This is a genomic window from Rossellomorea pakistanensis, from assembly GCF_016908495.1.
GTDB classification, from domain to species: Bacteria; Bacillota; Bacilli; order Bacillales; family Bacillaceae_B; genus Rossellomorea; species Rossellomorea pakistanensis.
Window position 1 is genome coordinate 1,248,396 of sequence record NZ_JAFBDZ010000001.1, and the last position, 12,253, is coordinate 1,260,648.

Below are 12,253 nucleotides of genomic sequence, written 5' to 3' on the forward strand. Positions count from 1 at the left end.
AATTTCGAAGTTATCAACATATTATAATTTTTAAAATTCCCTATACAGAGAAAAAGTCAAAGCCAAGAAGGACCTGACTTTGACTTTCCTTGTTGTTCAACCTTACTTATCGTCTTTTACTTCTTCGTATTCTGCATCGACAACATCGTCATTCTTTCCAGCTCCACCTTCAGCACCTTGTTCATTTCCTTGTGCTTGTTGAGCCTGTTGCGCTTGTTCATATAATTTCATTGTAAGTGCTTGAACGATTTCTTGTAAGGCATCTTTCTTTTCGCGGATTTGTTCTAAATCATTGCTTTCAATTGCTTCTTTAAGAGCTGTTTTAGCCTCTTCCGCTTTTTTCACTTCTTCTTCGTCTACTTTGCCTTCAAGGTCTTTTAACGTTTTTTCTGTTGTAAAGACAAGTTGATCAGCTTCATTTCGAAGTTCTACTTCTTCTTTACGCTGTTTATCAGCATCTGCATTCTCTTCTGCTTCTTTGACCATACGATCAATTTCTTCATCAGAAAGTCCTGTGGATGATTTAATTGTAATGTTTTGCTCTTTTCCAGTACCTAAATCCTTAGCACTTACATTTACAATACCATTTTTATCAATATCAAATTTAACCTCGATTTGAGGAACACCACGTGGTGCTGGTGGGATATCTGATAATTGGAAACGGCCAAGCGTTTTATTATCAGCTGCCATTGGACGCTCACCTTGTAGGACATGAATGTCTACAGCCGTTTGATTATCTGCAGCAGTAGAGAAAACTTGAGATTTAGATGTTGGGATCGTTGTATTTCTTTCGATTAACTTCGTTGAAACTCCACCCATTGTTTCAATTCCTAGAGAAAGTGGTGTTACATCAAGTAATACAACATCTTTTACGTCTCCTGTTAAAACCCCACCTTGGATTGCAGCTCCCATCGCTACTACTTCATCAGGGTTAACACCTTTATGAGGGTCTTTTCCAACTTCTTTCTTAATTGCGTCTTGTACTGCTGGAATACGAGTAGAACCACCAACAAGGATCACTTTATCAATTTCACTTGGAGTTAATCCTGCATCCTTTAGAGCTTGACGAGTAGGAGCCATTGTACGTTCTACAAGATCAGAAGATAACTCATCAAATTTTGCACGAGATAATGTTAACTCTAAGTGAAGTGGTCCAGCTTCCCCAGCCGTGATAAATGGTAAAGAGATTTGTGTTGAAGATACACCAGATAAATCTTTTTTCGCTTTTTCAGCAGCATCTTTAAGACGTTGTAGCGCCATTTTATCTTTAGATAAGTCAATACCATTTTCTTTTTTGAATTCAGCTACTAGATGGTCAATGATCACTTGGTCAAAATCATCTCCACCTAGACGGTTATCACCAGCAGTTGAGCGTACTTCGAATACACCATCACCAAGTTCAAGAATGGAAACGTCGAATGTACCACCACCTAGGTCATAAACAAGAATAGTTTGATCCTCTTCTGTTTTATCCATTCCATAAGCCAAGGCTGCAGCTGTAGGTTCGTTAATGATACGTTCTACTTCAAGACCAGCAATTTTCCCTGCATCTTTAGTAGCTTGACGCTCAGCATCATTGAAGTAAGCAGGAACAGTAATGACCGCTTTTTCTACTTTTTCACCAAGATACTCTTCTGCATAGGATTTTAAATGCTGAAGGATCATCGCAGAAATTTCTTGTGGAGTATATTGTTTATCCTCCGCTGTTTCCTTATGGTCAGTACCCATATGTCTTTTAACAGACATAATTGTGTTAGGGTTAGTGATTGCTTGACGTTTTGCTACCTCTCCTACTTGACGTTCACCATTTTTAAAAGCTACTACAGAAGGTGTAGTACGGTTACCTTCTGGATTTGGAATTACCTTTGGCTCTCCTCCTTCAAGGACTGCCACACATGAGTTCGTTGTTCCTAAGTCAATACCGATAATTTTGCTCATGTCAAATACCTCCCTATCGTATATGTATTATTGATTTACTTTCACCATTGAAGGGCGAATAATGCGGTCATTTAATTTGTACCCTTTTTGAAACTCTTCAATCACGACATTAGATTCATATTGATCATCGGAATCTTGCATTACTGCTTGATGAAGATGGGGATCAAATTGCTGACCAACAGATTCAATTTCTTCTACTCCTTCTTTCTTCAGTGCATCCATTAAGCTACGATACACCATTTCCATTCCTTGGAGCAATGATTTTGTTTGATCATTTTCTGCTTCAATATTTAATGCACGCTCGAAATTATCGAGTGCTGGTAATAAGTCAGAAATTAAGCTTTGAGATCTATATTTTCGGTTTGATTCCTGGTCAAGTGTTACCCGACGGCGGAAATTATCAAAGTCAGCGCGAAGTCGTAAGTAACGATTTTCTGATTCATCTAATTGAGCTTGAAGCTTTTCAGCATCACTTACAGCATTTTCCTCGTTATTTCCTTCAGTTCCGCTTTCGTCAAAAATCTCCTCGATGTTCTCATCTACTTGCGTTTCTACTTTTTCTTCTTGCTCTTCGGTTACCTGTTTTTCTTCATTCATTGCTTTCACCTCCTTAAAAGTCTTTTCTATAAAACCATACTCCGCAAAAACGCCAGAAACCAGCAGAGGCTGATTTCTAGCTCTCGGGTCCATATTCAATATAGCCAGCGAGTTTAGCTTTGATACAGCTTTGTTAACGCGGTTGTCATATCTTTACTTAGGAAGTTTAACAGGCTAATAACTCTGGAATATTCCATACGTGTTGGTCCAAGAATTGCAATTGACCCTACCTTCTCTTCGCCAATCGAATAGGAAGCTGTTATCAAGCTGCATTCTTCCATTGCAAGGTTATTGTTTTCCTTTCCAATCTTCACCTGAACACCAGTCGGGATCTTTTTGATAAGATCATATATTCCATCTTCCTGTTCGATCATATTAAGTAATAGTCTTACTTTCTCAATATCATGAAATTCAGGTTGATTCAACATATTCGTCTTCCCACCGAAGAATAGTTTATCGTGGGATGATAAATTTAATGCATTCGAAATCGAGTGCAGCATTAAATCATAATGCTGGATATGCTGTTTCATTAGTACAGCAACTTCCCTAAATATTTTATCATGGAGATCGACCAGTGGTACACCGACTAGACGATCATTAATGATGTTGACCATCTTCTCAAGTTCTGATGGATCAACTGATGGAGGTAAAGTAAATACTTTATTCTCCACATGCCCTGTATCTGTCACAATAATGGCAATTGCAGTCTCCTTATTTAAAGGAATCATTTGAATTTTCTTCAATCTGTTTTCCTTTACTTCTGGACCAAGAACAATAGCCGTATAATTCGTCAGATCCGACAGAATTTTAGCCGATCTTTCTATGACCTTCTCCATTTCATATATACGTTCTGCAAATATGGAACGCATACTTGATATATCGTGGCGATCAAGCTTTTGCGGAGATAACATATGGTCTACATAGTAACGATATCCTTTCTCTGAAGGAATTCGACCAGATGAAGTGTGGGGCTTTTCAATAAACCCTAGCTCTTCTAAATCAGCCATCTCGTTACGAATCGTTGCAGAACTGAATGATATTTCCTCTTTTTTCGATAAACTTCTTGAGCCGACCGGTTGTGCAGACCGAATAAAATCATCAATAATGACTTGCAATATAAGTAATTGTCGATCTGTTAACAACTTTTATCACCTCTGTTAGCACTCTCTTGTCCTGAGTGCTAATTCTAATAATAAATTATCAAATCATTTTATCGATGTCAATGTTTTAAATTACTCCAATAAATGATTGAAAAACTTCATTCCCTAAAAATCGTCCAGCTTTTGTAAGTCTTATATTTCCATTGTGCACTTCTAGCCAATTTTTATTGCACATTTCTGTGATCGATTTATTAAAAATTTCAAAGGGGTCAACAGAAAACTTCTCTTGAAAACCCTGAATGGATACTCCCTCTACTTTTCTCAAGCCAAGAAACATTTCTTCTTCCATCATTTCACTTTTTGTTTGCCTATGTGACTCAATCGTAGGCAGTGAACCGTCCACAATTGGTTGCATGTATTTTTTCAAAGGACCGTAATTCGAATACCTAATTCCATCTATATACCCGTGAGCGCCAGCCCCGAAACCATAGTATTCAACGTTATTCCAGTAAGCAAGATTATGTTTACTTTCAAACCCATCTTCCGCAAAATTACTAATTTCATATTGTTTCAATCCTGTCTTCGTCATTTCATTCATCAGAAGATCATACATATCTGCTTCTGCTTCCTGGGAAGGTAGGTTTAACTTTCCTTTTCTCATTAAATTATAAAAAACCGTTTTCGGCTCAACAATCAGGGAATATGCTGAATAATGTGGAAGGTTAAATAAAAGTGCTTCTCTAAGTGTATTCCTAAAATCACTAAGAGTTTGTCCTGGTAAACTATAGATCAAATCAATGCTTATATTATGAAAGCCTGCTTTTTGGGCAGAATCAATCGAGGAATAAACATCTTCACTTTTATGGGTCCTTCCAATTCTATTTAAGAGTTCATTATTAAATGATTGAACACCAAAACTTAGACGATTCACTCCATGCTCACGGAGAACCTTTAATTTTTCATAGGTTAATTCCCCTGGATTGGCTTCAAAAGTGAACTCTCCATTTTCAAAAGGAATATTCTCCCTAATCCCATTGCAAAGATCATCTAATTGCTTTGCGCTCAAAGAAGTTGGAGTTCCTCCCCCAACAAAAATAGTTTTCATGGGAACCTTTGTTTGAAACCTTAATTTCATTTCTTTCACTAAAGCTGAAATATATTCATCCACTGGCTGTCCTTTCAAAAATACTTTGTTGAAATCACAGTAGTGGCATATATGTTGACAAAAGGGAATATGGATGTATGCAGACTGAACCATTTTTTCACATCCTTGTATGATACATATCGTTTTTTGTTTGCTTTTACATCGATTGAATAATTGTTCTCTTTTAGCTCATTAACATTTTTTCAAGAATAAGAAAGGGGAAAAGTACAAGATTGACATAAATTTAAGTATCAATCCAGCTTTCCCCTTGGTATGCATATTATTTTTTTTCACTGTCGTCCATTTTCAACACAGCCATGAATGCTTCTTGAGGAACTTCAACAGAACCAACTTGTTTCATACGTTTCTTACCTTCTTTTTGTTTCTCAAGAAGCTTACGTTTACGCGAAATGTCTCCACCGTAACATTTAGCGAGGACATTTTTTCTAATTGCTTTGATCGTCGAACGTGCAACAATCTTCTGACCGATAGCTGCCTGAATAGGGACTTCAAATTGTTGACGAGGAATGAGCTCTTTGAGTTTATCTACAATGACTTTACCACGTTCATAGGCAAAATCCCTATGAACAATGAAGCTAAGAGCATCTACTTGTTCCCCGTTTAGCAAAATATCCATCTTCACTAATCTAGATTCTTTATAGCCGATAAGTTCATAATCAAAAGATGCATAGCCTTTTGTATTTGATTTTAATTGGTCAAAGAAATCATAGACAATCTCGGCTAATGGAACCTCATATACAATACTCACTCGAGTTTCATCCATATATTGCATATCGATAAAGTTTCCGCGTTTGGCTTGGCACAGCTCCATAACTGCCCCTACATAATCGTTCGGAACCATCATTGTAGCTTTTACATAAGGCTCTTCAACGCTTTCTACTTTTTGAGCATCTGGCATCATCGATGGATTATCTACTTTTAGCTCTTCTCCGTCAGTTAAATGAACGTTGTAAATTACGCTTGGTGCAGTGGTGATAAGATCAATTTTGAATTCTCTTTCGATTCTCTCTTGAATAATCTCCATATGTAGAAGTCCAAGGAATCCACATCGGAAACCAAAGCCAAGTGCTTGAGAGGTTTCAGGCTCATATTGAAGTGCAGAGTCGTTCAATTCTAGTTTTTCAAGTGCTTCTCGCAAATCATTATATTTAGACGAGTCTATAGGATACAATCCGCAATATACCATCGGATTTAGTTTACGATATCCAGGCAGTGGTTCAGTTGCCGGATTTTTTGCAAGTGTTATCGTATCTCCAACTCTTGTGTCCCCTACATTTTTAATGGCAGCCGTTAAGAAGCCTACATCCCCTACAGTAAGCTCATTCACCGGTGTAGCCTTTGGTGTGAATACTCCCACCTCGGTCACTTCGAATTCTTTGCCTGTAGCCATCATTCTTACTTTGTCACCGACTTTTACAGTTCCTTCCATGACACGAATGTATGCCACTACACCTCGATAAGCATCGTATAAGGAATCGAAAATCAACGCCTTTAACGGGGCATCTGGATCTCCTGTTGGTGCAGGGACTTTCTCTACAATTTGTTCTAAAATCTCTTCAATTCCTATACCTGCTTTTGCTGATGCTAATACAGCTTCAGAAGCATCAAGTCCAATTACATCCTCCACTTCTTGACGTACCCTTTCCGGATCAGCAGCAGGAAGGTCAATTTTATTGATAACTGGAAGAATCTCTAAATCATTATCAAGAGCCAAATATACATTTGCTAAGGTTTGAGCTTCAATCCCTTGGGCAGCATCTACAACTAAGACAGCCCCTTCACACGCTGCCAAACTCCGTGATACTTCATATGTAAAGTCGACATGACCTGGCGTATCAATTAAATGAAAGATATATTCCAGCCCATCTTTCGCTTGATATTTTAGCTGGACAGAATTTAATTTAATTGTTATTCCACGTTCTCTTTCAAGATCCATCGAATCTAGTAATTGTTCTTTCATCTCGCGAGCAGTTAATGCTTTTGTTTTTTCTAGAATTCTATCTGCTAATGTTGATTTTCCGTGATCTATATGAGCAATGATAGAAAAGTTACGAATTCTTTGTTGTCTGTTTAATTTTTCTTCACGATTCATCTCGTTCAACTCCTGTTAATACGCGTACACTATTTTGAATTATAGCAGTCCACCATTTATTATTCAATGTTAACTGTAAGGGGCTTCAATTGTAATGAAAAAAAAGAGCTGACTTTTAAGTCAGCTCCTTAAATACTTAGAGTAAAGATGAAATGATTTGAATGATTTTTTCCGTTATACTGGTAACAAAATCTGAAATTGCTTTCCCGATCGAAGAAAAAAAGTTAAATGCTTTCATTTCCTCTAACTTTTCTTTTTTCTCTGAAAGTGTTTCACTGCTAACTTCATTTCCAAGAAGGGAAGCTTCCATATTTCCTTGTTCGTTTTGTTCAACTGAAAGTGGCTGATGCAATGAATGTCCGTTTTGCCCTTTCATTTCAAGAATACCATCATTGGCTTTTTGCATTCCAATAAGAACCCCAATGAAAAGAAAAGAAATTAATAGGATAGACTTAATCATAAATCGTTTCATATCGTTACTTCCTTTTGTTTATTGACTTGAAGGTGGCTCTGAAAGATTATGATTCACCTTCTCGGCCTGCCAGTAATATTGTGCAAATATATCTGCAAATGCTGCTGTAGAACGGTTTAATTCTTCAAAATTATTATCAACTCCACCAAACTCTACAAGGATGGAGTTCGGAGATAAATCTTGATTAAACTTTCCATTCGTCCCACTACCTTTTTTGACAAAAACTCCTCGAGAAATACCTTTATATTGTTTATTCAGCATTTTATGAAGTTCTCTTGCAAGCTTTTCATTCTTCTCGTAATTCGGATGTTCCGCACCAATTACGAATGCTACTTTAGCATATGATTTACCATTAATGGTTATCGTGGTGTTTTCACCTCTTATTGAATCTCTATGAATATCGATTAAATATAGTAAATCCTTATTATCAGCCATTGCTTCCTTAGCAATAGGGCGGGATTCATCGTATGCAGAGTAATATTCCAGTCCCTTATTATTTAAATTCCCAATCACATCTGTTTTATCTACCCTTGTTCCAATTCCTAAACTCTCTAACTCTTCCTTAAGGCGATCACCAATTTTGGTAACATTTACTTCTGAATGGTGTGCCAAGTCAGGATTTGTTACTCCCTTTAAGTGTGGTAGAAAGGATTCGCGGTTATGTGTGAAATAAAGTTGAACGGTCTCCTTATCCCCAGTGGTACTTGGTGGCTTTTCTCCATCTTCATTAGAATTTTCTAGACTATCCGTGTTTTGAGTAGGTGCATCATTTTCTGGATTCAGAGCTTCCTCGGGGGGAATGGATTCATGTGGCATATTGGTATAATCTGTTCCTTCTCCCGCCACCAAAATATGGCTATCAAATATTGAAAAACCTGGAAGCTCTCTACCTAAAAGGCTTCTGGGATCCTCAAAGCTTATATTCGTTGCTAACTCTATCATTAAATCTGATGCTTTTGGCCAATCGGCTTCTTCGGGGCTTGCTGCTGAAAATGCACGATTTTCCAAAGTAAATAATTTATAAAGAGCTGACCCCTTCACATTTTGTGCTACTTGATTCACTGAGGAAGAGGTGATTCTGTATTCAGGCTTTAGCGATGTTAAGATTCCTGATATAGAAAAAATGGTCAGTAATGTAAATAGGAAGATAAAAATCCCTTTAATAACTGTTGACAGATTTACTGCTACGACATAATTGGACGAATTGTGTGAGCGCATTTTTCCACCCTTTCTATCTATCTCTAGTACAAGTTATGAAAGTGATAGAAAAAGTAGAACTGGAAAGTATTGTGTACTTCTGATGAGGAAGAGAATCTAAGAGGTGTTTGCAGGATAGATTCAGATGCTGTTCTTAACTATAGTTGTCGGAAATCGTCAACGATTGAAACCAAATAATAAATGGTTTCATGAACGAATGTTTTTGATACATCTTCGCACTTCATAAACGTAATAAATGTTAAGTGAGTTACTTAAGATATAAAAAAAGCACCCTTAAAAAGGCGCTTTATTGCAATCTACACGTTATTAATATTAATCACTTTCTTGACAAACACTACCTTTATCTTGTTTGGAAACCAGTATTCCCTTGATCTACAGCCTCATGCAAAGCAGCATTAAATCCATTTGCTAAAACATTCGCCATATCTTCAATAAAAACATCGACTTCTTTCGGTGTAACCATCAAATTATGACCAATTGGAGCAAGAACTTCATGGATGAGTTTCCTTTTTTCCTGTTCTTCTAATGTGCCAACAATACCAAGGAACGTTTTCCGATGTTGTTCTGCTGGAAGGTCCTCATCAGTCAGTGTTCGTTTTTCTCCAAATGAAAGCCCAGCAGGAGCTAATGAGCGAGCTGGTCGGTCACCTTCACTCATTTCCTTCCCAAAATGCTTGAGTAAAAAATCAACAGAATCACTAACGATTGTAACGGCATCTAAGACCGTCGGAATTCCGACTGCAATCACAGGTACTCCGAGAGTATCTTCATCTAATCCTTTTCGTTTATTGCCGACGCCAGATCCAGGGTGAATTCCAGTATCAGAAATCTGAATCGTAGAGTTGACTCTTTCAATGGACCTTGATGCAAGGGCGTCGATGGCAATAATAAAATCCGGCTTTGATTTTTCAACAACTCCAAAGATAATGTCACTTGTCTCAATGCCAGTTAACCCCATCACACCAGGAGATAGAGCACTTACAGAACGATAACCCTCTTGAACAGATTCTGGTTGAAGATTAAAGAGATGCCTAGTCACAATTAAGCTTTCACACACCCTTGGGCCGAGTGAATCGGGAGTGACATTCCAATTTCCTAGACCAACAATCAAACAGGAATCATTCGGTTGAATTCCCTTTTCAGTGAGAAATCTATTAAATTCTTTAGCAAATACTTCCTCTACCTTTTGCTGAATCACACTATCCTGCTGTCTTACCCCAGGTGCTTCTAGCGTTAAATAATTTCCTGCCCTTTTTCCTAGTTTTTGTTCGCCTTCTTTCGTAATGGTGACATTAGAGATTTTTATCCCATCTAGCTCTCTTTCTTTAACAATAACCCCGTTAATTTCCGTTATTTCTTGTGCCTTATTTTTATCCTGTTTGGCCTCTTCTGCCATGACCATTTCTCGTGCTTCAACTGCTAAGTCAGTACGAACACTATATTTACTAAGATCTAGCTGTTCATTTTCTGCCAATGATAACCCTCCATCCTGTTAATAACATTATTTTTTAGCATATCCTTGTGCAATGCTGTTCATTCACTAACAATTAGCCTTAAGAGTATTGCATTCTAAACAACCGTTTGGTAAAATATCATTTGTTCTAATTGTTTAGGAATTGTAAAAATCGAGACTATAGAATCTCGGGTCGGTTTGTAGGAGGTGACAGGAATGCCAAACATTAAATCTGCTATCAAACGCGTAAAAACAAGTGAAGCACGTAATGCACAAAACGCTCAAGTTAAATCTGCAATGCGTACAGCTGTTAAAAAAGCTGAAGCTGCAGCTGATAACAATGACGCTAATGCGAAAGAACTTGTTAATGTAGCGGTTAAGCATTTAGATAAATCAGCTCAAAAAGGTATTATCCACAAAAATGCTGCTGATCGTTCAAAATCACGCTTAATGAAAAAAGTAAAATAATAAAAAAACGATCTCCTTCTGCGAGATCGTTTTTTTATGGCTGTTTTCGTAAAAATTGTTGTTATTTAAAAAAGGGTTAATTGGTTGCAGTGAAAGGATACCGCTTTTCTAGTGTCCAGCTCCAGCGCCTAGGCCTTCGAGACATAAGCCAAGCCACCTATAAAGGGAATAATGCGCCCTTTCTAGATGGCTTGGCTTATGCTTGTCAGGCCTGTTCAAGGCGCTTCCGCTTTTCTAGTGTCCATGTAGTTTAAATAAAAACATTTCTATGATCAATTCCTTTTTCTGTTTGCCTGTCTTCATATCAAAATCACCTTGTGAAAGTAATTCGATGATATAAGCAAGTTGTTCATCTGTGAAGTGCTTAGCTTGACCAGCTGCAAGCTTTACTCTGAAAGGGTGTACCTTTAAAAACCCAGCTATTTTTTGTTGACCGTATCCTCGTCTTGATAATTCCTTTACCTGATAAATAAGTCGAAATTGACCAGCTAATACGGAGAGAATTTTAATGGGCTCTTCATTTTGTTTTAATAAATCATAATAAATTCGTAAAGCCTCTTCAATTCTTCTATGAACGACCTTGTCCACGAGAGCAAATATATTTTGTTCCAGTGACCTCGCTGTTAACCTTTCTACCACTTCAGAATCAATACGATTGCTTTCACTTACGAATAAGGAAAGCTTATCGAGTTCTTTAGTCAACATCATTAGGTTTGTCCCTGCTAATGCAAGAAGTAGGTCAATCGCTTCTTCATCAATTTGAACTCTATTAATGGCAGCTCTTTCCCTAACCCAGGTCCTTAGTTCTTTTTCGGAGAGTTTTTTTGCCTCTACAACGGTTGCATTTTTCTTGAGTGCCTTCGTAATCTTTTTTCGTTCATCTAGCTTTTCGTATGGAGCTGTTATAACCAATATCGTGTAGGGTGCTGGTGAAGAAATGTATTCTTCCAATTTTTTTATATTATGATCAACTTTTTCCTTCTTTTTTTCCGCAGTCAAAAAGACCGGATTTTGAAGGACTACAATCCTTCTCTCTCCCATAAAAGGAAAGGTTTCCGCATCTTCAATCGCTGTTTCGACAGGGGTTTCTTCCAAGTCATATAAAGAGAAATTAAAATCCAACTCTTCTTCTGAGATACCGTTATGTAAAATCTTTTGTTTTGTTTCATTGATTAAAAAAGATTCATTTCCATATAATAAATAAAGATTGGAGAATTGTTTGTTTTCAATGCTTTTCCAAATTTCAGTAATCAATTAGCTACACTCCATTTACAATAGTTACTCTACTATCGTAAAAAAGGTTTTCGATTTTGACAAGTAGTAAAGGGGACGCCCTGCGGAATTGGACACCCCCTAGATCTATATATAACGTCAATAGAAAAGACCTAGGAACCTTTTTTATTGACGGGATCTCCCTTGTAATATTATTGTCACCAAGCGAAAAGAACTTATAGGTGACAACTCTTTCTAGTAAAGGAAAATGTACAATTGAGTATAGATTTTTTCAAATGAATCATCTATACTAAAATAGAAATAGGAGGGGTACTCGTGAACGAATTTGAGAATAATGTACAATCAAAAAGAAACGATGCTGTAGACTCAGGTGTTGCTTTCGTCGTATCTTTCGGTTTTTTCGCTACAATGTTTATCATTGCTACTGTGATTAAGTTCTTAGGATCTTAATAATGGTATGGGGATGACTCTTGGTCATCCCTTTTTATTTTGTTTAGAGGGTAATTGGATGGTCTAT

11 protein-coding genes are annotated in these 12,253 nt (G+C 37.2%); 2 read left to right on the forward strand and 9 right to left on the reverse strand.

Annotated features, from left to right (window positions below):
- Positions 1–102: 102 nt before the first annotated feature.
- The 8 genes from dnaK to gpr form a co-directional block, all read right to left on the reverse strand.
- A complete protein-coding gene (gene dnaK, locus JOC86_RS06145) occupies positions 103–1,938 on the reverse strand; it encodes a molecular chaperone DnaK (RefSeq protein WP_205169046.1) in 1,836 nt (611 codons plus the stop codon).
- A gap of 27 nt (positions 1,939–1,965) precedes the next feature.
- Entirely contained in the window at positions 1,966–2,535 is a 570-nt protein-coding gene (gene grpE / locus JOC86_RS06150) for a nucleotide exchange factor GrpE (protein WP_205169049.1), read from the reverse strand.
- A gap of 113 nt (positions 2,536–2,648) precedes the next feature.
- Entirely contained in the window at positions 2,649–3,677 is a 1,029-nt protein-coding gene (gene hrcA / locus JOC86_RS06155) for a heat-inducible transcriptional repressor HrcA (protein ID WP_205169051.1), read from the reverse strand.
- Between the two features lie 85 nt (positions 3,678–3,762).
- Positions 3,763–4,893: a radical SAM family heme chaperone HemW gene (gene hemW / locus JOC86_RS06160; protein WP_205169053.1), complete on the reverse strand. Its 1,131-nt coding sequence runs from the start codon at positions 4,891–4,893 to the stop codon at positions 3,763–3,765.
- Between the two features lie 166 nt (positions 4,894–5,059).
- Positions 5,060–6,892: a translation elongation factor 4 gene (lepA, locus tag JOC86_RS06165; RefSeq protein ID WP_205169055.1), complete on the reverse strand. Its 1,833-nt coding sequence runs from the start codon at positions 6,890–6,892 to the stop codon at positions 5,060–5,062.
- A gap of 136 nt (positions 6,893–7,028) precedes the next feature.
- Positions 7,029–7,364: a DUF3679 domain-containing protein gene (locus JOC86_RS06170; protein WP_205169063.1), complete on the reverse strand. Its 336-nt coding sequence runs from the start codon at positions 7,362–7,364 to the stop codon at positions 7,029–7,031.
- An 18-nt stretch (positions 7,365–7,382) separates the two neighbouring features.
- Complete coding sequence (spoIIP, locus tag JOC86_RS06175; protein WP_205169065.1) at positions 7,383–8,582, reverse strand: stage II sporulation protein P; 1,200 nt, start codon at positions 8,580–8,582, stop codon at positions 7,383–7,385.
- A 340-nt stretch (positions 8,583–8,922) separates the two neighbouring features.
- Entirely contained in the window at positions 8,923–10,056 is a 1,134-nt protein-coding gene (gpr, locus tag JOC86_RS06180) for a GPR endopeptidase (RefSeq protein ID WP_205169067.1), read from the reverse strand.
- A 195-nt stretch (positions 10,057–10,251) separates the two neighbouring features.
- Here gpr and rpsT point away from each other — a divergent pair, with 195 nt between their 5' ends.
- Positions 10,252–10,503, forward strand: coding sequence for a 30S ribosomal protein S20 (rpsT, locus tag JOC86_RS06185; protein WP_205169069.1), 252 nt, complete (start codon positions 10,252–10,254; stop codon positions 10,501–10,503).
- Positions 10,504–10,737: 234 nt separating this feature from the next.
- On the opposite strand, the gene holA is transcribed toward rpsT, so the two are convergent.
- On the reverse strand, positions 10,738–11,757 hold the full coding sequence (gene holA, locus JOC86_RS06190) for a DNA polymerase III subunit delta (RefSeq protein ID WP_205169071.1): 1,020 nt from the start codon (positions 11,755–11,757) through the stop codon (positions 10,738–10,740).
- A gap of 294 nt (positions 11,758–12,051) precedes the next feature.
- Here holA and JOC86_RS06195 point away from each other — a divergent pair, with 294 nt between their 5' ends.
- Positions 12,052–12,186 (forward strand): YqzM family protein, encoded by a 135-nt coding sequence (locus JOC86_RS06195; protein ID WP_205169073.1) that lies wholly within the window; start codon positions 12,052–12,054, stop codon positions 12,184–12,186.
- The last annotated feature ends 67 nt before the right edge of the window (positions 12,187–12,253 follow it).